Below are 21,605 nucleotides of genomic sequence, written 5' to 3'. Positions count from 1 at the left end.
GGACGATGCGAAGTTCTGCCGATCTGCCTTGTTATCAAAGGTTAATAAGTCGGTAATGTTGGTCAAAAAGTCGGTTGGGTCCGGTCCAAAAAAATCGCTCCTGCAATCTACTTTAAAAAAAGATTGCAGGAGCGTATGGAAAAGAGGAGATCTTTCAGTTCTGTACGAGTTCTTCAGGAGCGTCCATAGAAAAAGTCAGTACTTTATTAGTGTTCAAGTATTTCATCAGATCTATTACATGCGGAGTTCTATTGTAGAACGTATGAAAATAAAACCGTTTGTTTTTCAGGTCACTTGCACTGGTCCATAGTGTATATTCATTATTCCTGGGGTAGGCAGCATTTCTGATCACTCCTTTGGGAATATCAAAGGAATTGAGAATATGAAAGGCCTGTGTAACGGCCTCGTAAGCGTTGAGGCTAGGCTCCATGCTTTGTGTATAGGCTACTGCACGGATAAAACGGGAAGAGGCGGTAAAGTCACCCGGAAGCCCCAGCATTCCGCTGCCGTTGCTGCCCTGGACAGACTCTCCGGTCATCTTTACAAGCGAAGCGTTGGTAGGCTTCAGATTTACGTAGTTACGCAGATTGGTCATATGCCAGTCAAAGGTGGGGGAATTGGTCAGTACACCCAACGGGTTATTATAGGTGTAGAGCTTGCCTCCTACACATTCGATCACCAGCGACTTACCCTGGGCATCATGTACCTTGTAATGTAAGGGGAAAGGAATACCCCCGTTGATATATAAGGGTATGCCTTTGTTGATCAGGATACCGCTGTCCACCGCTTTTTTCACTTCATCCACGGTTGTAAAGTTGGATAACAGCCAGGCAGATACGTCGGTAGCGCTGATGGACTTAGCTATTTTTTTTGCCGGAACATCCATATAACCGGCATAACCTGCCAGATAGAACAATCCTACTGACAGCCCTTTTTCGTTCATGCCTTCGGCAAGGGCATCTTTACCGAGGGCATTGATGCCTACCATGGCGTATTTTGTTTTCCAGGACAGCCCTTTATTGCCGCCGTCGGGGCTTACTGCATTAAAGGGGTAGTTGCGGGGGAAGATAATGACCTGTGATTCCAGGTCAACAGAATATTCCATAGTGCGGGCACATACAAAGGCACCGTCTCCGGCTTTCAGAAAAATTCCGGTACAGGCATCCACGTGAGAGCAAAAAAATACCTGTGTCAGGAATAGTAAGGCTAGGGGAATAATGAATCTGATCTTCATAAAAAGAAGTTGTGGGGTGATAAAAACTGAAATAAAAACAAGGATTAACATGGTTTGTTTAAAAGATCTTCAGCTCCAGGTAAATCTGAAAATTATGTAAGGATTTCCTGTAAATTATATAACGATTTTTTCAAATTGCTGTTAACTTTTGGCGCCATGCGAATGAGGCCCGGCGGCTGCCGGAGCTTATGCTGACTATTTTTATCAACCTGTATTTTATGGCGAAAAGCAAACACTATTACATCCGGAAGTCACACCGTTACCTGGGGCTGTTGCTGGGTATACAATTCCTGTTCTGGACCATTGGCGGACTATATTTCAGCTGGAGCAATATGGACGACGTACATGGTGATTTCCAGAAAAAAGCAGAACCGCTTCTCTCGGGCAACCTGCAGCTGGTATCCCCTTCCGTGGCGCTGGACAACATTCGGAAGGCCCACCAGGCCGACTCCTTTGCTGCTGTGCAACTGATACAGATCCTGGGAAAACCGGTGTATCAGGTGAAGAGCCGGCACATGGAGCATGAACATGAAGGACATACCAACAGGGCCGCCTACACTACCTACCTGGCGGATGCCACCACCGGGCAGCTCCGGCCGGCACTAAGCCGGGAAGAAGCCATTGCTGTGGCCAGTAGCCGGTTCAATGGAACACCTGCTGTTAAATCCGTGGAATACCTGACATCCACCCATGGTCACCATGAATACAGGGAAAGCCCTCTGCCGGCATATGCTGTCACTTTTGAACATCCCTCCGCCACCACTGTATACGTAGCCACTGACCTGGGTACCGTGCAGAAATTCCGCAATAACAAATGGAGGGCCTTCGACTTCCTGTGGATGCTCCATACGATGGATTACCAGGGAAGGGATAATTTCGGTAACATCCTGCTGCGCGCTTTTTCTATACTGGGACTGATTACGGTTGTATCCGGGTTCCTGTTATGGGGTATCAGTACCGGCCTTTTTAAGAAAAGGAAAAAAGTAGCTAAAAGGGCGTTGGTGTAAGCTTAGGTAAATGTTTTAGGTTAGGGATAAAAAGCCGCATATATATATTAATTTCATGTGTTATTGGTTTGTATTTAACTTGGATACGTTCTTTGTACTGTATCCATCGTCTTTCCCATTACAGTGACTATAGGTATTCTATCTCTTTTTGTATTTTGGAAGATATCTAAATGATGAAACCATTAAAATGATCATCGCCGAAATGGAAGAAATGACGGGGTTGGTAAAATGGGTGGATATAACCAAACCACAGGAAAATCAATAAATAACAGCGTGAACAATGAAAAAAGTTTTATTGACCGCCGCAGTTTCTCTTGCGGCGCTAACCCTTTCCGGGCAAACACCTGCCTATCAGCAGCCTTTCAATCAGGACACCGCATGGCAGACATGCCCAGGTGTAAATGGTACGGCGCTTAACCTCAGCAGCAGTGTGGCGGTACGAAAGCCGGTAATGCTGCCGGCAGTATTAAAACAGTACGAAGGCGCCTATACCGTGCAGTGTTGGGCCAAAGCCGCGGCAGACAACGAAAATTATGTCCTGCTTTCCACGACCCCTCCTGATGATCCTAAACAGCCCGGCTGGAAAATAGGCGTGCAGGCCAACGGCGCCTGGTATTGGGAGATCAGGAACGGCAATACGGGCTACACCTACTATCCCACGCCACAGCGGCAAAGTATCCGTGATGGCAGATGGCATCAGTTGACCTATAGCTTTGATGCCGCCAAACAGGAAGCCGCCCTTTATCTGGATGGCCGGCAAATGGCGATTTATCACATACCGGGCATCCCTGCGGCCAATTCCCCTGGCCCGCTTTATGCCGGCGGCCTCCCCAGCGGTGATATCGGTGAGTGGAACACCTTTAACGGCGAACTGGACGAACTGGTGATATACAAAACGGTGCTTTCTCCACAACAGGTCCGTAGTTCCTATGCCCGTTATTTCACTCCGCAGCCGGAGATGACATTACAACCGGGAAAACAGCTCACGGTTATGAACTACAATATCTGGCATGGTGGCAATGAAACCGGTAAAGGCACAGGACCACAACGGATAACGGATATCATCCGCCAGTCGGGCGCAGATATTGTCTCCATGCAGGAAACGTATGGCTCAGGAGAAAAAATCGCGGATGCACTGGGCTACTACTTTTATCTGCGTAGCAGCAACCTCAGTATCATGAGCCGTTTCCCCATCGCGGAAACCCTGGATGGTGAAAGGCCTTTCTATAACGGTGGCGCCTATATCCGTTTAAATCAACAGCAAAAAATCGCTTTTATCACCAACTGGCTTAGTTACCCATTCGATTACTGGGATATGCTGGAGAAAAACCAACCCCTTAACATAGACACACTGCTGGCGGGCATGGAGAAACACAATGCTGCCCAGCTGAGCGCCACGCTGAAGGTGATCAGGCCATATATCAATAATGCTGAAACAGTGCCCGTCATTTTCTGCGGAGATCTTAACAGTGGTTCCCATCTGGACTGGGTGGAAAGTACCCGATCTCTCAATCATGGTTATGTGGTCCCTTTCCCGCAAAGCCGGCTCATGCTCGAAGCCGGTTTCACCGACAGCTACAGAAAGATCCATCCCGACCCGCTGAAAGACAGAGGCATCACCTGGAGCCCTCAGTTCCCACAGGCTTTTAAAGATCGCATTGATTATATTTATTATAAGGGGAAACTGCGCCCGGTAAAATCATTCACCATTACTACGCATCCCGTCCGGTATCCCTCGGATCATGCTGCGCTGGTGACCGTTTTTAGTGTGGAATAGTTTAAACTAAAAAACCTTATCAGGAGCATTCACATTACGCCTGATAAGGTTTTTATGAAGGAGCAGTCAGGCTTAAGCGCTGGCTGCTTTTTGTTTTTTTACCACCAGATAACAGAGATACAGGAAGATGACCCAGCAGGGTATCAGCTCTACCGGGAGTTTCATGCCTGTCATCCACATCAGCACCAGGATGCCTATCAGGAATATGAGGCAGATATAGTTGGAAAGAGGATAGATAAAAGAAGGGAATTTTGTTTTTACCTGCTCCGCTTTTTTATGCTTTTTGAATTTAAGATGCACCACACTGATCATCAGCCAATTGATGATCAGGGTAGAAACAACCAGCGACATCAGCACTTCCAGCGCTTTTTCAGGTATCAATTTATTGATCACGATGCAGATAGCTGCAAACAATCCGGATACCAGGATAGCCTTTACAGGCACATGATTTTTATTGAGCTGTGATAAAAAGGCGGGTGCGTTGCCCTGTTCAGCAAGACCGTATAACATGCGGCTGTTGCTGTACACGCAGCTGTTGTATACTGATAGTGCAGCGGTGAGCACGATCAGGTTGAGCACATTGGCGATCAGGCTGGTGAAATAGATGGTTTTGCCGAAAAGGCTGAACTGGAAGCCTTTCAGGCTTTCAAATACCATCACAAAAGGACTGCTGTCTGTAGTAATGTTTTTCCAGGGAGACAGAGAGAAGAGGATGATGAGGGCACCCACGTAAAAGATCAGGATGCGGTATATTACCTGGTTGGTAGCCTTGGGAATGGTCTTTTCCGGTTTGTCTGCTTCTGCAGCGGTAATGCCGATCAGTTCCAGCCCACCGAAGGAGAACATGATCATGGCAATGGCTGCAAACAGGCCCTGGAAGTTGCCTTGCGCATCTTTATCCAGCAGGCCTTTAGGGAAGAAACCACCGTCGTTCCAGAGGTTTTGCACGCTGGCCTGAGGGCCACCGCTGCCGCTTACCAGCAGATAAACACCGAATATGATCATGGAGATGATGGCCGCCACCTTAACGATAGAGAACCAGAATTCCGCTTCTCCGTAAACCTTTACAGAGCTGAGGTTCAGCGCATTGATAGCAATAAAAAAGAACAGGCTGGTCGTCCATAGCGGAATTTCGGGCCACCAGAAATGTACATATACACCAATGGCTGTTAACTCAGACATGCTTACCAGGATATACAATATCCAGTAATTCCAGCCGGAGGCAAAGCCGGCGAAGGTGCCCCAGTATTTATAGGCAAAGTGGCTGAAACTGCCGGACACAGGTTCTTCTACTACCATCTCGCCCAGTTGGCGCATGATAAAGAAAGCAATCACACCAGCCATAGCATAACCTAATATAACAGAAGGTCCTGCCAGTACAGCTGCGGAGCCAATGCCCAGAAACAGGCCGGTACCAATAGCACCACCCAGGGCAATCAGCTGAATATGTCTGTTTTGTAGTCCTCTTTTGAGCTTCTGCTCAGTTGGTTGTTCTTTTGTCTTTGTCAGTTCCAAGGTAAAAACGGTGGGTAAGGTTGCAAGATGTGCTAATTTCTTCAAAAATGTAAACTTCTGCTAATTTAACCCTTGAAAAAATAGCATTTAACGGGGATTTTTCGGCCTGTCAATCAGGACAGCAACAGCGCTTCATCCCAGGGCAGTGGCCCGGGGTGGATATGTGACAACAGGGAGAGGCCTATGCCACTGCTGCCATCCAGCAGGTCCCAGCAGTATTCCCACTGTTTGTCTATTCCTTCCCAGCCACGGATACCATGAATATGCGGCTCTTCGGAGAAAAGCACTTTCTCCAGCGTATTGTGGTGCCAATGTTCTGCTGCCGTGTAAAAAGCAGGATCCTGAGTTGCATACCAGAACTTACGGTAAAAGGCGGCGACGCCTGCGGAGCCATGACAGAGGCAGGCATCTACAATGCCGGCAGTGGCATCGGTATTTCTGTTAAGGGTAAAACGCATCACGTCCAGCGCCTGCTGTTTCCATGCATCTTCCTGTAGGTAATGACCACAGTGCCATAAGGCCAGCGCCACATTAAAATCACCATAACACCAGGCCAGCCGGCTAAACGGCTGTTGTCCGTCCAGGATACCGGGGAAGAGGGCATGCGGTACTTCCGGCCGGCGCTCGTTCTGGTGGCTCCACATAAAGCGGATACATTCTTCTATCAGCTGTTTGCAGGTGGCGGAGGCAATACCTGCCTGATACATCTTTCCCAGCAGGATCAACAAACTGCAGGTGCCATGTGCCAGGCTGAAAGTATCTACCCCGGTCTCCACCGGTGTTTCAAACATTACAAAAACCGGCAGGCTGCGGCCTTTATCCGTCATTCTGCTCACGGCAAGGAGTGTGTTTGCAAATTTTTCCAGGTGTGCACGAACAGCTTCCTGCTGATGATAGGCCAGCAGGTAATGACAGATGCCGGCACTTCCATGCAGCAGGTCAAAGTTGTGCTGAGAGAGGTGTTGATCACTCTCGCGAATAGCACTGGTGATAAAGTCAGATGCCAGCCATTCAATGTCTATATCAATAAACTTATGATGGTGAAGATGATGTAATAACCAGAACACGCCGGTAGTGCCGCTACAGTAGGAGTAGTCAGCCACTGGCTGCGGTTGCAATGCACTGTATAGTGTTTCCAGCCATTTTACGGCATGTTGTTCACGGTTGTCAATATATCGTTCGTAATAAAACAGATAAAACAGTGCACCCCAGGGACCTTTCAATAAACTTTCGGCATAGTAGGGGTCATAGGCTTTTGTTTCCAGCATCCGTAGATTATCGTTGTAAATACGGGCGAGCACGGAGTGGGTTGTCATACGTTCGGGCTTAAATAAGTATGGCAGGACATGGCCTGCCATACTGCTTCAGTGGAAAAAAACAGATCAGTTGTAACAGCCTGCTATGGTAACTCCCTGTTGGCAGCAAGGGTAGCAACGCAAAGGGGAAGCTGTGGAGAGCGCAGTGTGAAAAGGGGCACTAACAGCCTGAGGTGCCTGTACTACGTCTGTATTGGTACTGGTCATTACGGCAACGGTTTGTTTTTGCAGGAAGAGTTTTTTGTCGAGGGACAGTTTTTGTGATTGCATACAATTATGGTTTTTGGGTTGTGAATGCTGAGGGAATAATTACAGGGACTATCGATTCTTGTTGTATAACAAATATAAGCATTATTAACGGTGGGCTATTCGCCAAAAATGACATGGAAAGTTGCTGCGGTTTGGAATACTTTGTGCTAATGGTTATTCTAAATAATATCTAAACAACACTACTTTATGAACCGCTTATTAAGTTTAATCGCCGCTGTGTTATTATCATGGCCTGTACTGTCTCAAAACAAAGTAGATACTATCCGGAAGACCAACATTCCTTCAGCCACTGCTGCCGACTCCCATAATAAAGTAGCCATACTGCCCTTTACCTTTATCAAAGAAGAAATTCCCGTTTCGGAAGAAGTGAGTATGCAGGTACAGAATGAATGTTATGCTTTACTGAGCAAACATGGTGGCGTATACACCATCCAGGACCCCAGAAAAACTATTGTATTACTCAATAAGGCGGGTATTACCAGAGCCACTATGATGAATTATACCATGGATGAGATCTGTGCTATACTGGGAGTAGAATATACTATCGATGGAATGATAACGATGAGTAAAACTGCTGAAACCCTTTCCGGTGCTTCTTCCTATAATAATCAAAGTAAGGAAACGGACAGGCAGAACGGAACGACGAAAAGCACTTCAGGTTCCAGCAGCGGCTATCTTACCCAAACCAGGGAATACCTGACTACGCTGAACCTTAAAGTGTATAACGATAAAGGAACAGTACTCTACAACCAGAACCGAAGGTCGCTCTGGGATACTGTAGACTCTTACAAACCTACCTTAACGTATGTATTAAAACGCAGCCCTTTGTATTCCCGTTGATAAAATCAACGGTTGGTGATCTTCCGGATGAAGTCTGTTTCCCCCTTGTCAAACGGGGTGCCGTCTGTCCGGAAGATATCATGGTACCAGATTGCAGGCTCGGGTTCTCCACCTTTATTTCCCTGGGGGTAGTTGGTCTGGCTTTTGCCGGCTACCAGCCCCCAGTTGATGGCTCCTACGTTGGCTGCTTTCATCATGGGGAGATGAGTGGCGAAAGTGCTGTTGTTGGGCCGTTTCATATATTCAGAGCAGATCAGCGGCCTGTTGTAAGTCAGGAGTGTATCGATGGCTTCCCGCATGGAGGCACTGTCCCGGTAATTATGAAAAGTGATAATGTCTGAGTTCTCCAGCTGGTATTGGTTGAAGTCTGTGAATTCCTTGTTCCAGATGCCGATGGTAATAGGCTGCTGTGGCGCTTCTGCTCTGGCCCAGGCCACCACATTTTTCAGCAGGGGCCAGCTTTTGGCGCCATGTTTAAAATGCCCGGGTTCATTATACAAATCCCAGATCACTACCCGGTCATCATCTTTAAAAGTCCGGATGATATCCCTGACATATATACTCAGTGTATCCATGAGGGTACTATCGCGGTCAATCAGGCCGCCGGGATCTTTCAGCCATCCGCTGTTATGCACGCTGGGAATGGGCTGTGGCTGAGGGCCTGCCTGGTATGTATCTCTCCAGCAGTCATCAAAAAAAACGAACATGGTTTTGATCTGATGCTTTTGTGCCAGGTCGAGGTATTGCTGTATTCTTTTTTTGAAACCTGCTCTGTCTTGCTGCCACGCTACGTGATGCAGATAAACACGCATGATGTTAAAACCGGTGGCCTGTGCATAACCCAGCTCCCTGTCAATGGTCTGCGGATCGAAGGTGGCTTCCTGCCACATTTCCAGCTGGTTGACCGCGGTAGAAGGGATAAAATTGGCCCCTCTGAGCCATCCCTGCTGCTGATACCAGGCATTGGCTTTTTCAACAGACCAGGTAGCCTGGCCGTAAACATGGCTGGACAATATAAATACAAGAGTAATAAACAGGATAGGATACCTCATGACAAGTTGTTTGTTGTTAACGGCGTCAAATATCCAATATCCTTTCTATTTGGCAATGTTAATTCATGTGAGCTGTAGCTCCTGTTTAAGTTTATCAAACAATACCCCAATGAATACCAGGCAGATGATCATCGCAAATACCTGATAGCGGAAAACAATAGGTGAAGCCAGAATGCTGAATCCTGCATTTACCAGTAAAGTGGCCAGCACCAGCCAGAGCGCCTTTTTACTGGACATGTTTGCTTCTTTATGTGCCCTGGACAGTAACCACCGGATAATGATCCATATAAATACCAGGTTGAGCAAACCGAAGAGGATGGGGAAGAAAAACAAAAGCCCCTTTTGCCCGTTGAGCGAAACAGCAGATAGTTTTTTGGAAGAATAATCAAACCAGTAGATCGCCACCGGTGCTGCATCCTCGGTCCCCAGATTGTATTCTGTTAACTTTTCGAGTGGGGGGATAAAATAGTTAAACGTATTGGGAAGCAGGAAGTAGCGGGCAAAATAAAAAGGATGCTGCCGGATCATATAACTTCCGTATGCTGCATATATGGGTGATACAGAGCCCCAGGACTGTATGCCGCCAGTACTGTCAGTTTTGGGACCATATTGTTTTTCCATATAGTGTTTCAGCGGTGCATTGGGATGTTTGAGGTAAACGGCTCCATCGATAGGAGAGACGGGCTTTGCATGGGCGGCTACACGTGTGAAGAAATACACTACGTCCTGATGGAATGCTTTACAGTTGGCAGGAGGTTCAGGGAATTCCTTCAGATACGGGAACATATACAGGGCATTGTTGGCCATCTGCCATCCGCCAAAAACAGAAAACTGGCGTGTGCCGGTAATCTTCCTGGATTCTTCACTGGTAAAATTGATAAAGGAATAAATCAATACCAGCGGCAGTATGATGCCCAGTATTTTATAATATATTTTCTGGCTGGACAACAGCAACGCCAAAGCTGTTATTAAAGGATAATACATCGCATTGTAGCGCACTGTAAATGCGATAGCGATGATCGCCGTATGTGCCAGTATCAGCCATAATGTGGGCCGGTATATCAGCCAGAGCAGTTGTGTAAACCAGATCAGGCTCAGCGCGAGAAACAATCCGTCGCTGGAAATATAGTTACAGATATACAGGATCAGCGGATTAAAAACCAGTACATAAAATACCACCTTCCTGGTCTGTTCGCTCATTTGGAAAAGATAACCTGCCGTAAAAAACAGGTAAAGGGCAGAGCACTGTACCAGCAGATACTGGAATGCCACCAGTGCTGTATCGGAATGACTGATGTGATGAAACAACCGCAGGAAATAGGTATAACCAATAGGCCACAGGTTTACCTTCATCTTAGTAATGGCTGCAAAGAGATAGCTATAGGAATCAGAGAAATAGTCACCAAAAGGATACAGTATTTTAAAAATGACCAGCTGCAGGATAAGCCCTGCAGCCGCTATTTTAAGATACCGCTGGTTATCAGCTTCCTTCAGTATATATTGACGGAAGGTTTGAGGGGAAGAAGGCATAGCAACAATATTTACTTTTAATATTAAGAAATACCACTGCTTTTATTTTGTCAGTTTTAGCTTTATCTGATTTAAGCAGTGTTATCTTTTTATACTGCGAAAATGTAGCAGCATAGAGGATTTTGGCCGATTGTTGTTATCCCGGTTTCTCAGTAGATGCGATTATTGTTTTCATGATCAAAAAAGATCAGGACACAATATTTTCATAATAAGGCGTTTATGTTTTTTAGTATGAAACCGGGCGTAATTATTTTTTGATTTATAACACTGCGGTTTATCTTTAGTGTAACAGAACCCTAATAAATGTTAACCAGCTCAACCCTATACCAAAGAGCTTGCAGGTTTCGTGTTTTCGCTTTGATTATTGTTAACTGTCTGTTGTGTGTGGAAAGCATAAATGCTGCTGGCCAGGTCGGCCAATTGCCCGCTTTCCCCTTGCTGTCACAGGATTCTATCCCTGCTGTTGCATCGGTGAAAGACTCTGTTATCCGTACGGCATCCGGTGTTATAACGGAGACGGGTAAACGCAGTATTTCGGCTTTGTCGAATGCAGTCAGATCTCCTTTGTCAGGTGCGAAACAACGAATAAAACAAGCCGTTAGTTTGCCTTCTATAGAAAAGCCTTCTATGAAGGAAATACTGGCCAGCCATAAGCTGGCAGTGACCCAGGAAACACAGGTAGACCGTACCTACTGGGGCACCGGTTATTATATGCTCAACCGCCTGATACTGGAAGGTAGTATACAGGTAGCCAAAATACCATTGGCTGTAAGGTTTCTGCATCAGAATTATAGTTATCCTTCCATCAGTTATACAAACAATTTTCAGGTGACTTTCGATAAGGATGCTTTTCTGGACAATTACCGTAAACAACTGGCCGGGAAAATAAAGATAGATAAGGAGATACCGAAAGATAAGCTGTTACAGCTGGCCAGGCAGACTGCAGAAAAAACAGTGTCGCGTACACTGGATTCCATGAAACAGGACTTTATGACTGGCTTCCAGCAACGCTTGCCGGGACTGGATACTATCCGTGATTTTTCTACCCGCAACGTGGGTGGCGTGTTTCAGTCTATCATAGGAAACGATTACAGTAACAAAATAGCGGAGAAACAACGTTACCTGAAACAGCTGGAAACAAACCTTTCTTCCGGAACGCTGGATGCCCGTGATACCGCCATGATTCCGGGGCTTAAAAAGGAAATAGCCATGTTTTATAAGTTGCTTTCCTATTATAAAAAATATCAGGCGTTACAAAAACAGATGAATCTCGTAGATCTGGAGAATCGTTTGAACAGTGAAGAATCAGCCAGAGCACAACAACTCAGCCGGATGCTGAATGACCCGTCCAGCCTGCAACAGCTGGCAGCAGACCGTTTGCCGCTCAGTGGACTTGAAAAAGTATTCCTGTATGTCAATAGTATGAATATGGGACAACATACTATCACCCTCAGCCCTTTGTCGCTCAATGCTTATCTCACCAATGGTGTCAGCATGGAGTTTTTTAAAGAGAACAAATACCTGTTTCTGCTGGTAGGCAAAGAGCGGGACATACCTGCTGTGTACGACCGGCCCTACTTCTCCATGATGCGCCCCAACGATCATATAGCCAGTGGTATAAGAGTAGGGCGTGGTGCCTTAAAGGAAGATCATATACATCTGTCCATCTTTAATTTCCGTCAATCGAAGGTGCCGCATCCGGAAGGTACTTTTGATATGCCGTCCAAATCCAGTATGGTCATGGGTTTGAGCAATCGTTTCCGGATCAATGAAACGTCAGTGGTGTCGCTGGAATTATCCAAATCTTCTGCGGTGCTCACAGATGCTTTGTATGGTAATGACACGGTAGGTAATAAACGTTCTGCCCTGGCTGGTTTGGCCGATATGAAAAACTTTGGTCAAAGTGTGGCTGTGATAGCCAGTTACAGCGGAGAATTCACCAAGCAGGCATTGAATGTGGAAGCCAATGTGTCGAAGGTTGCCTCTGCGTATTATAATCCCGGCGCCGCTTTTATGCCTGGTGGTACTACAGAAGGAGCCTTGTCTCTCCGTAAATCATTTATGAAAAATAAGCTGGTGATCAATGCCCGTGGCAACTGGCGGGAGTATGCCTACTCTACCATGCCATCGAGCCGCTGGCGTAATAATAACTACCTGCTGGAAACGAGGATCCGGCTGACAAACAGCCAGCAGTTGTCGTTCCGCTACCAGCCTGTAAGAGGAGTGCATATAACACCCGCTTACCGCCGCAATAATAATATCACAGACCGTATCACCGGAGAATTTTCTTTCCAGAAACGGCTGCGGAATACTTTTTACCGCAACACCATGAGCCTTACGTATAACCGTAGCCGTTATCTATGGGCCGGTGACAGTACTGCTAATCTGAAAGCAGCTACCATTACCTCCATGCAGTCGGTAACGATAGGGCAGCAGTTGTTGTACGGTAATGTCACCTATACCTATTCGCAGAATCCTGGTGGCCCTGCCTACCTGAACAGTCTACTGAATACAGATGTCGGGATTACCTATATGCTGGGCAAGAAGATCAGTGCCACGTCTGGTCTGAACTACAGCAATATGCAACGTTTTTATGAGCAGGCCGGCTTCCGGCAAAGTCTTTCAGCAAACCTGAACAGCCACCTTGCCACGAGTTTGTTTGTAGACTGTCGCTTTAATATCAAACAATATGAAACCTATTATGATGACCTGGTACGTGTAGACTGGAGCATCAAGTATAACTTCTAAATCCCTACTATGAAAAAGATTCTGGCTTCCCTGATAGGCATACTCTGTACGGTGGGTGCGGTGAGGGCACAGGTAAACATCAGTTTTGAACCTGCCTTGCACGGCCAGACCCTGGAAGGCCTGACGATGGCGCAGGTAGTGAATGCCGGCCCCAGAGACCTGATGGGTTCTTTCCGTATCCTGGTAAAAGATGGTATGGGCCGTACCGTGGTGAATGTGTATCTGGAAGAATTCCCGCTGAGACAGGGTGCCAACCGCTTACAAAGAAATATGCTCAGCAATAGCACGCTCCGGTTTGGTGAAAGTACCGCTGTACCGATGCTGAGCCAGACAGGCCGTTTCCCCGAAGGAGAATTTGAATACTGTTTTCAGTACCTCGAAAAAGGATTTAAACCGGACCCTGAAATTCATGAAAACTGTTATCATCAGACCATACTGCCGGCTACGCCCTTGCTGCTGATTGATCCCTATAACGGAGATGAAATATGTAATACCAGGCCTTCCTTCAGCTGGCAGCCACCGGTACCGGTAACTCCGGATACCCGTTACCGTATTGTTGTAGCGCCTATTGCCGACAAACAGGACGCCGCCACAGCACTGGCCCAGAACAAGCCACTGATCAATATTGCAGACCTGCGTCAGCAGTTTATCACCTATCCGCCGCAGGTGCCTGATCTGGTACAGGGACAGTCATACGCCTGGCAGGTATTTGTACATAGCAGAGACCTGGTGATCACCCGCTCGGAGATATGGCGTTTTACGGTGAAGTGTGATACTGCTGTACAGGAGAAGGACAGCTACCGCGAAGCCAAGCCGGTACTGGAAGGCAGCTACTACCTGGCTAAAAAGGTGCTGCATTTCTCTTTCAACAATCCTTATAAAGGCGGTAAGCTGGACTATAGCATCATCGATCTGTCAGATCCTTTGACACCGATTAAGAAACTGCCGAAAGCACATATGCAGACGGGTGTAAACCTGATAGACCTGCGTCTGGAAAGTAATTCATCTTTTATCGAGGGCCATCACTACCTGTTGAAAATACATAATGTAGGAAGTACGGAACTGGTCTTAAAATTTACCTATGCTGACTAAACGATTGTTTTACCTGTTGCTGTGTTGTAGTATCCTGTATCTGTCCTGTAAGCCCGGGCATTTCCGAAGCCCGGAGAAATTTGTACGGTATATCAGTGATCCTGCGCATGGACTGGTGCAGCAGCAACAGGAGCAGGACACGGTATATACGGCACAGCTGTTTCCGATAGACTATCAGCTGCTGCTGGCTGGTTGCGGCAATGGAACCGTCAACTGCGACAGTCTCCGCCGTCAACTTGACAGCTGTTATTATTTCCGGTTTGAAATGAATGGAAAACGTATACCCGAAAACGTTACCTATGACATGGCTAATCAGTTTACCCTGCAGAGTGGGAAAGATACGCTGGTATGTGGTCTTTGTCAGCCTATTGCCAATGGGAAGGCCAGTTCAACAGAATACATGCTGGTATTTTACCGGCGTGGTGCTGTGAAACATGATCTGCTGTTGAAATATAGTCAGCATGCGTTTAGCTTCAGTCAACGAAATTTTGATGTTACCCTATACTAAAAAATTATTTTTCATGAACCGCTTTGTTAAGTTCAGAAAGCCTATTGCCCTGTTTTTATTGTTTGTTTTTCTGATACAGCTGGCTACGCCCACTGTTGCCTGGGCGCTTACCTCGGGGCCTGCACAGCCGGAGATGAAAGGGTTTTCGCCGGCAGGTACTTCTGATATGGTGGACCTTTTTTCCGGTGACTTCAGCTACAACCTTCCGCTGCTGGATGTGGACGGCTATCCGGTGAATCTCTCCTATCGCGGTGGTGCCGGTATGGATGAAGAAGCTGGTTGGGTAGGACTGGGCTGGTCTTTAAGCCCTGGTGTGATGAACCGCCAGATGCGTGGTTTACCCGATGATTTTAATGGTGATGTGGTGACCAAGGAGTTTAATGTAAAGGATGATGTGACGGGTGGTGGTAACCTCGAAATATATCCGGAGTTCTGGGGGCTGGGGAAACTGTTAAAACTCAGTGTGAACATCGGCTTGTTCAAAAACTCCTACAGGGGCTGGGGAGCAGAAGTAGGGGCCAATGTTGGTATCAAACTGACAGAGATGGCTTCTGGTACCGGTACCACCGGAACAGGTGCTGGAAATACCAGTGCTCCTGCTACTGGTACTGGTGGCGGTACTTCCACGGGATCAGCATCGTTGTCACTGGGAATTAGCTCCAATTCACAGACGGGTGCGAGTATTAAACCATCTGTCAATCTGGCTATCAGCAATCGTTCCAAAGATCTGAAAGAGGTGACCTCCGGGTTGTCAATCGGTACATCCTACAACTCCCGCAGTGGTATGCAGGCACTGACACTGACTGGTTCTGTTACCGGTACTACCTATAAAGAAGTGGCAGATCCAAAGGATGCATCTAAAAAACAGCTGGAAACAGTGTCCAGTGGTGGTTCTTCCCAGTCATCTTCCATATCGTTTGCGCGTCAGAGTTATACACCTATTATCAATACACCTTTTAATAATCAGTCTTATACTTTCAGTGCCAGCTTTGGACCTGCTGTTTTCGGTATACATATCAAAGGTGCACTGAGTGGTTATTATATGCGGCAAACAGTAGCCCAGCGTATACAATCGCTGAAAGCATATGGCCTGCTGAATGCACAACGCGGCCAGCAGGAGGCTTATGCGCTGATGGATTTTAACCGCGAAAATGATATTCCCTATCAGGATGGCGTACCTTATCTGCCAATACCGATAAGTACCCCCGACCTGTTCACAGCTTCCAGCCAGAAAGGTAGTCATCAGTATAAGCTGTACCGCAATGGCTCCGGCGTTTTCTTCGATCACCGCGGTGTTAACAATAGTTTCTCCGGTTCACTTGGTGTGGAAATAGGTGCAGGCAACATTTTCCAGGGCGGTGTGGATATCTACGCCCAGAAAGTGACTACTTCCGCCGGCAAATGGCAGGACCAGAATGATTACTTGTCAAAAGGACAATTTACGGCTGCTGACAAAAAAAATCCGCTGATGGAACCTGCCTATTTTAAACGGGTCGGTGAACAGATGCCGGTTGATGAAGATTATTACGCTTCCTTAAACAACGAAGATCCTTTCAGGGTGGATATCCGCAGGGGCCGGGATGTAAGGGCGCTTAACCGCGTAGTTACCGGAAGCGGTACCGGCGTGGATCTCAATCAGCCCTGGAAAAGAAACAAAAGAGAAGCCCGTAACCACGTGTTCAATCAGATGAACATGCAGGAAGCGGCTACCTACGGACTGGACAAAACCCTCAACAGCTACCCCAAAAACCAGCTGGTGGTGGCTGGTTGCGATGATAATAAAATTACCCGCTATACCCGTAATAAACCCGGACATCATATCGGAGAAATCACTACTACAGATGACCAGGGCTTACGGACTGTGTTTGGCATCCCTGTATATAATCAGTCACAAACAGAAGCTTCTTTCAGTGTAGATCCTTCCAATGGAAACAAGGCCAGAGGCCTCGTAAAGTACCTGAGTGGAAAAGATGATACGGGTGGTAATGACATCGGGCGTGATCGTTACTGTAATAAACAAACCTTGCCTCCCTTTGCTTATGCCTATCTGTTGACCGGCATTCTGTCGCCGGATTATACAGACCTTACCGGCAACGGTATCTCCGACGATGATCCTGGTACCGCTGTGAAGTTTAACTATACGAAGATTGCTGACAACTTCGCCTGGCGCACTCCTTACGAAAAAGATAGTGCCAACTTCAACGAAGACCTGCTGAGTGATCTTAAAGATGATAAAGCCAACTATACTTATGGTCAGAAGGAGATCTGGTATATGCACTCCATAGAATCCAAGACTATGGTGGCCATGTTTTATCTCAAAGACAGAGAAGATGGTTTGGGTGTACTGAGCAGTGCTGGTGGAAAAAATACAACGGTGCGTCAGCAATACCTGGACCATATTGATCTTTTTACCAAAGCCGATCTGCTGGAGAGAAAGGATAAAGCGGTGCCTGTTAAAACAGTGCATTTCGAATATGATTATTCACTCTGTGGTAATATCCCCAACAATACCGGAAATGCAGTGATGGTGAACGGTGTGGACATCAATGCCCGCAAAGGAAAACTGACGCTGAAGAAAGTGTATTTTACCTTCGGTGCCAATCGTAAAGGAGCTTTACAGCCTTATGTGTTTACTTATAACGACAAAGTGAATGGTGTGGCGGTAGACTATGGGCACAAACAGGCTGACCGCTGGGGTACTTTTAAAAGCACCACAGAAAACAGCACTGGTTTACGCAACGATGAATTTCCCTATACAACACAGGATAAAGCCAGAGCAGACGAAAATGCTGCACTGTGGCAGATCAGCAGGGTAGACTTACCTACCGGCGGACATATCAATGTTACCTACGAATCGGACGATTACGCCTATGTGCAAAACAAGCGTGCCATGCAGATGTGTATGGTGGCTGGTCTTGATAATAAAGGGCAGTCTACCGGTATGATACAGGCCAATGAAGTGCTGGTAAATCTTCCGAAGCCGGTAAATAGTCAACAGGAACTGATGTACCGTTATTTCCAGGGAATGGAGCGGTTGTATTTCAAATGTCTCACAGACCTGGATGGCAAAGGCCATGAAGAAATGATTCCCGGTTATGGTACTATAAAAAAAGTGAGGCTGGTGGATGCCAATACAGCGGCTGTTACGCTGGACAAGGTAGAAGGCGTGAATCCTATTAGTAAAACAGCCTGGCAATACCTCCGGCTGAATCTGCCGGTGTACGCCTATCCAGGCTCTGATACAGATGATCTGGATGGTGATGCTACACAGATCATCCGTGCGCTGGTAGCGGCCCTGGGTAATGTGAAGGAGCTGGTAGAGAATTTTGACAGCAGGGCAGAACGTAAATCCTTCGCCAATAAAATCAACTTAAACAAATCATGGGTGCGTCTGTATGCACCGTCCTTCACCAAACTGGGTGGCGGTAGCAGGGTAAAGGCTATCCGTATGTCAGACAACTGGCAGGCCATGTCTGGTGAAAATATGCCGGAAGGTTCTTATGGCCAGGACTACAGTTATACCACAACGGGCAACGATGAAAAGGGGCAGCCTATGACCATTTCCAGTGGTGTGGCGGCTTACGAGCCGATGATCGGTAATGATGAGAATCCTTTCCGTCAGCCTTTTCCTTATCAGAGCAAACCCGGATTCCTGGGGCTGAATGATTATTACTACATGGAAGATCCTATTGGTGAAGCCTATTTTCCGGCTGCCAATGTAGGATATAGTAAGGTGACAGTGAGAAGTGTAGGCGCGGATAATTACAATAACAGGAGCGGCTATACGGTATCGGAGTTTTATACAGCCAAAGACTTCCCGGTAATAGTGAAGAAAATGGACAAGGAGCAGCAGGATTACCGTCCTTCTCCCATTCTCAACATCTTTAAGGTGAAAGTGGAAAACTCTGTGGGTGTATCTCAGGGATATTCCGTAGAGCTGAATGATATGCATGGAAAGATGAAAGGAGAGGCTGTGTACAACAGAGGCGGAGGTAAAATATCTTCCGCTGAATATATTTTCAAAACCGATAATCCGCTGGCAGCACAGCAGCGGGTGAAAAATGAGGCCTTGTTGTTACAACCCGATGGCTCGCTGAAACAGGGACGCATAGGAGAAGAAATAGAAGTATTTACGGATATGCGTGAACAACGGACGGATAACATCGGTGGCAGCGTGCATGCCAGTGGTGGCGCTTTTATGGCCTGGATATTTCCGATCCCTTATTTCTATCCGGGTATAGGTCCTAATATCGAAACACGTGAGTTCAGATCTGCCAGCACGGTAAAGGTGATCCAGAAATTCGGTCTGATGGAAAAAACGCGGGTGATGAAAGACGGCTCTTCTGTATCTACTGAAAACCTGGCATGGGACAGTGAAACGGGGGAAGTGTTGTTGACCAGGACTTACAATGAATTTGATGATCCGGTATATAACCTTACTTATCCGGCACACTGGGCTTATAGTGGCATGGGACAAGCCTATCGTAATATAGGGCTGGAACTGAACGGTGTAAATACCAATGCTACCCGACAGCTGCAGAATATCCCTGCAGGTCTTCTTAATCCCGGTGATGAAGTGATGGACGGAGCACATAATATGAAAGGCTGGATATCACAGCCAGAGGGTGGTGATGCACTGTACGTAATAGATGCAGCCGGCAATACACAAACATTTAACAACGCCACATTGAAAGTGACCCGGTCCGGAAAACGAAATCTGGCTGCTACGCCCATTGGTGGTGTAACGGCATTGCGTAACCCGATTAAGGCTGGAAGGATTGATTTAACCGCTTTCAGCCAGGTGTTGAATGTGAGTGCGGTTACTTATAAAGACCAGTGGCAGGTGACACAAACACAACCCTGCGGCTGTCCGGCTGGATATGTTAAAAGCCAGGATGGTATGTACTGTGAAAAGTATGACACAATTGCCCGGTCCAAACCGGATAGTATTAAGGCTTGTCCCAAAGGAAATTCTGCTTATGGATTCAGAGGTACGCGTGTTTATTTTGCCGGCTATCAGCTGAATGGATTGGGACGGGATACGTTGATTCCGATGGATAGCGCTTTATGGCGGAATAAGGATGGTAATGCCAGAGATGGGCGAATGAATTACTGTGCGGTGTGGGACTGTAACAATAATATTCCAGATAACAAATGGATCGGCTTCAAAACAACATTCAATGTTCCTGTTTCGAGCTATTATTATGTTGGTATGGGGGGCGATAATACGATCAGGATTACGGTAGATGGTACAGTCGTGATGAATATGGATCCTTTTGCTGTTGGAAACAGGCTGGGGACTGATGAAGGCGCTGCATTCTACTGGTGGCATGTGTATCCTGTATGGCTAACGGCTGGTACCCATACTATTTTCCTGGAGGGAATGAACTATGGTTCTGCGGCTGGTTTTGGTGCAGAGATTTATAACAATACACTCAGTGAGCTTTTTAAAGCTTCGAAATATGAAGACCTGAATATCATCTTTACTACCAGGGACATGCGCGACAAGTATTTCCAGGTAGGAGATGCTATCAGTGGGTGTCCTGTTGATTATTTCCCGGCGGGAGACGGCGTGCATTGTATCAAGCTTCTGGACCGTATTCCTGCATGGCAGCCTACAGCCGTCAATCCTTATGTGGCGGGTATACTGGGTAATTGGCGTCCATGGCAGCAATTCGCTTATCACGATAGTCGCCGCCAACTGCCCGAAAATGCAGCCGAAGGTGTGACCAACATACGCCGTTCAGGTATCTTCACTTCTTTCATTCCATTCTGGACATACAGTAACGGTATGTTCAGACAGGTGGATAGCAAAGCCTATCCCAGCTGGGTGATGGCTAGTGAGAGCATGAAGTACAACAATAAAGGAGAGGCGCTAGAGTCAAAAGACGCATTAGGCCGATCCAGTGCGGCATTGTTCGGTTACCTGCAAACAACACCAGTGGCAGTGGCTTCCAACGCCTTGAATACAGATATAGGCTACGATGGTTTTGAGGATTACAGTTATTCCCAGACCTGCACTACCGGCGTGGATGCGTGCAATATCGAAGGACATTTCGATTTTCGTAAACTGTTGCTCCAGAATATCAAACCAGTAACAGAAGCAGCCCACACAGGCCGCTATAGTCTGAAACTCTCTGCACCGGCCGTTATCAAGCGGGATGTAAATGTACTTACCGACCTTTCTTTCCTCAGTTATAATACTAATGGAGAAGCCTATACGAAACCTAATGCTGCTTTACGTCCGTTTACCCCTAAGCCAGGGAAACGTTACCTGGCCAGTGTCTGGGTAAAAGACCAGTCCCTGAACAGCTCCGCTTCCGGCGTGCTGGATGTATTGTCGGGCAGCAACGTGTTGGTGTCTTCCTCTTCCGCCGGCCCGCAGGTAGAGGGATGGCGTAAAGTGGAAGTAGTGTTTACGGTACCCGATAACGCTACAGACATCTCTATCAGACTAAGTCCTAAAAGTGGCACTGCCTACTTCGATGATATCCGTATACAACCATTCGACAGTGAAATGAAGTGTTATGCCTATTACAGCAATAACATGTTCCTGGCTGCAGAACTGGATGAAAACAACTACGCTACCTTCTATGAATACGATGACGCCGGTGTTCTGATCAGAGTGAAGAAAGAAACGGAGAAAGGTATCGTAACCATCAAGGAAAACAGAAGTGCCTACAAAATCCAATAGTTAACCGGTTAATCAGCGTATA

13 protein-coding genes are annotated in these 21,605 nt (G+C 46.9%); 7 read left to right on the top strand and 6 right to left on the bottom strand.

Annotation, left to right across the window (positions count from 1 at the left end; all coding sequences use genetic code 11):
- Positions 1-154: 154 nt before the first annotated feature.
- Positions 155-1,234 carry a linear amide C-N hydrolase gene (locus KD145_RS11140; protein WP_212005955.1) on the bottom strand — a complete coding sequence of 360 codons (1,080 nt, stop codon included), beginning with the start codon at positions 1,232-1,234 and terminating at the stop codon, positions 155-157.
- Positions 1,235-1,452: 218 nt separating this feature from the next.
- Here KD145_RS11140 and KD145_RS11135 point away from each other — a divergent pair, with 218 nt between their 5' ends.
- Together KD145_RS11135 and KD145_RS11130 are read left to right on the top strand one after the other, a co-directional pair.
- A complete protein-coding gene (locus KD145_RS11135; RefSeq protein ID WP_212005954.1) occupies positions 1,453-2,241 on the top strand; it encodes a PepSY domain-containing protein in 789 nt (262 codons plus the stop codon).
- A gap of 280 nt (positions 2,242-2,521) precedes the next feature.
- A complete protein-coding gene (locus KD145_RS11130) occupies positions 2,522-4,018 on the top strand; it encodes a LamG-like jellyroll fold domain-containing protein (protein ID WP_212005953.1) in 1,497 nt (498 codons plus the stop codon).
- Between the two features lie 72 nt (positions 4,019-4,090).
- On the opposite strand, the gene KD145_RS11125 is transcribed toward KD145_RS11130, so the two are convergent.
- The 3 genes from KD145_RS11125 to KD145_RS11115 all read right to left on the bottom strand — a co-directional run bounded on the left by KD145_RS11125 (position 4,091) and on the right by KD145_RS11115 (position 7,119).
- Positions 4,091-5,578 (bottom strand): amino acid permease, encoded by a 1,488-nt coding sequence (locus tag KD145_RS11125; protein WP_212005952.1) that lies wholly within the window; start codon positions 5,576-5,578, stop codon positions 4,091-4,093.
- A 68-nt stretch (positions 5,579-5,646) separates the two neighbouring features.
- Positions 5,647-6,849, bottom strand: a complete 1,203-nt coding sequence (locus KD145_RS11120; protein WP_212005951.1) for a lanthionine synthetase LanC family protein — start codon at positions 6,847-6,849, stop codon at positions 5,647-5,649.
- A gap of 66 nt (positions 6,850-6,915) precedes the next feature.
- Positions 6,916-7,119: a hypothetical protein gene (locus tag KD145_RS11115; protein ID WP_212005950.1), complete on the bottom strand. Its 204-nt coding sequence runs from the start codon at positions 7,117-7,119 to the stop codon at positions 6,916-6,918.
- A 186-nt stretch (positions 7,120-7,305) separates the two neighbouring features.
- On the opposite strand from KD145_RS11115, the gene KD145_RS11110 reads away from it, so the two are divergent.
- Positions 7,306-7,959 carry a hypothetical protein gene (locus tag KD145_RS11110; RefSeq protein ID WP_212005949.1) on the top strand — a complete coding sequence of 218 codons (654 nt, stop codon included), beginning with the start codon at positions 7,306-7,308 and terminating at the stop codon, positions 7,957-7,959.
- 5 nt (positions 7,960-7,964) lie between these two features.
- Here KD145_RS11110 and KD145_RS11105 read toward each other — a convergent pair whose 3' ends face one another.
- A complete protein-coding gene (locus tag KD145_RS11105) occupies positions 7,965-9,011 on the bottom strand; it encodes a cellulase family glycosylhydrolase (protein ID WP_212005948.1) in 1,047 nt (348 codons plus the stop codon).
- Between the two features lie 63 nt (positions 9,012-9,074).
- Positions 9,075-10,541 (bottom strand): hypothetical protein, encoded by a 1,467-nt coding sequence (locus KD145_RS11100; RefSeq protein ID WP_212005947.1) that lies wholly within the window; start codon positions 10,539-10,541, stop codon positions 9,075-9,077.
- A 384-nt stretch (positions 10,542-10,925) separates the two neighbouring features.
- Between KD145_RS11100 and KD145_RS11095 the strand changes: the two genes are divergently transcribed.
- From KD145_RS11095 to KD145_RS11080, 4 genes are read left to right on the top strand one after another with little or no spacing between them, the layout of a single operon-like run.
- Positions 10,926-13,289 (top strand): hypothetical protein, encoded by a 2,364-nt coding sequence (locus KD145_RS11095; protein ID WP_212005946.1) that lies wholly within the window; start codon positions 10,926-10,928, stop codon positions 13,287-13,289.
- 9 nt (positions 13,290-13,298) lie between these two features.
- Complete coding sequence (locus KD145_RS11090) at positions 13,299-14,381, top strand: hypothetical protein (protein ID WP_212005945.1); 1,083 nt, start codon at positions 13,299-13,301, stop codon at positions 14,379-14,381.
- Complete coding sequence (locus KD145_RS11085; protein ID WP_212005944.1) at positions 14,371-14,889, top strand: hypothetical protein; 519 nt, start codon at positions 14,371-14,373, stop codon at positions 14,887-14,889. Before KD145_RS11090 ends, KD145_RS11085 begins: the two co-directional genes overlap by 11 nt.
- A gap of 13 nt (positions 14,890-14,902) precedes the next feature.
- A complete protein-coding gene (locus KD145_RS11080) occupies positions 14,903-21,583 on the top strand; it encodes a hypothetical protein (protein ID WP_212005943.1) in 6,681 nt (2,226 codons plus the stop codon).
- Positions 21,584-21,605: the final 22 nt, after the last annotated feature.

This window comes from Chitinophaga sp. HK235, assembly GCF_018255755.1.
GTDB lineage: Bacteria > Bacteroidota > Bacteroidia > Chitinophagales > Chitinophagaceae > Chitinophaga.
This window is presented reverse-complemented; position numbering and strand designations above follow the sequence as displayed.

What these genes read in the sequence shown, in the direction of transcription:
- KD145_RS11140 (WP_212005955.1), bottom strand. Translation starts at nt 1,234, where the DNA reads ATGAAGATCAGATTCATTATTCCCCTAGCCTTACTATTCCTGACACAG.
- KD145_RS11135 (WP_212005954.1), top strand. Translation starts at nt 1,453, where the DNA reads ATGGCGAAAAGCAAACACTATTACATCCGGAAGTCACACCGTTACCTG.
- KD145_RS11115 (WP_212005950.1), bottom strand. Translation starts at nt 7,119, where the DNA reads ATGCAATCACAAAAACTGTCCCTCGACAAAAAACTCTTCCTGCAAAAA.
- KD145_RS11085 (WP_212005944.1), top strand. Translation starts at nt 14,371, where the DNA reads ATGCTGACTAAACGATTGTTTTACCTGTTGCTGTGTTGTAGTATCCTG.
- KD145_RS11090 (WP_212005945.1), top strand. Translation starts at nt 13,299, where the DNA reads ATGAAAAAGATTCTGGCTTCCCTGATAGGCATACTCTGTACGGTGGGT.
- KD145_RS11080 (WP_212005943.1), top strand. Translation starts at nt 14,903, where the DNA reads ATGAACCGCTTTGTTAAGTTCAGAAAGCCTATTGCCCTGTTTTTATTG.
- KD145_RS11100 (WP_212005947.1), bottom strand. Translation starts at nt 10,541, where the DNA reads ATGCCTTCTTCCCCTCAAACCTTCCGTCAATATATACTGAAGGAAGCT.
- KD145_RS11105 (WP_212005948.1), bottom strand. Translation starts at nt 9,011, where the DNA reads ATGAGGTATCCTATCCTGTTTATTACTCTTGTATTTATATTGTCCAGC.
- KD145_RS11120 (WP_212005951.1), bottom strand. Translation starts at nt 6,849, where the DNA reads ATGACAACCCACTCCGTGCTCGCCCGTATTTACAACGATAATCTACGG.
- KD145_RS11110 (WP_212005949.1), top strand. Translation starts at nt 7,306, where the DNA reads ATGAACCGCTTATTAAGTTTAATCGCCGCTGTGTTATTATCATGGCCT.
- KD145_RS11130 (WP_212005953.1), top strand. Translation starts at nt 2,522, where the DNA reads ATGAAAAAAGTTTTATTGACCGCCGCAGTTTCTCTTGCGGCGCTAACC.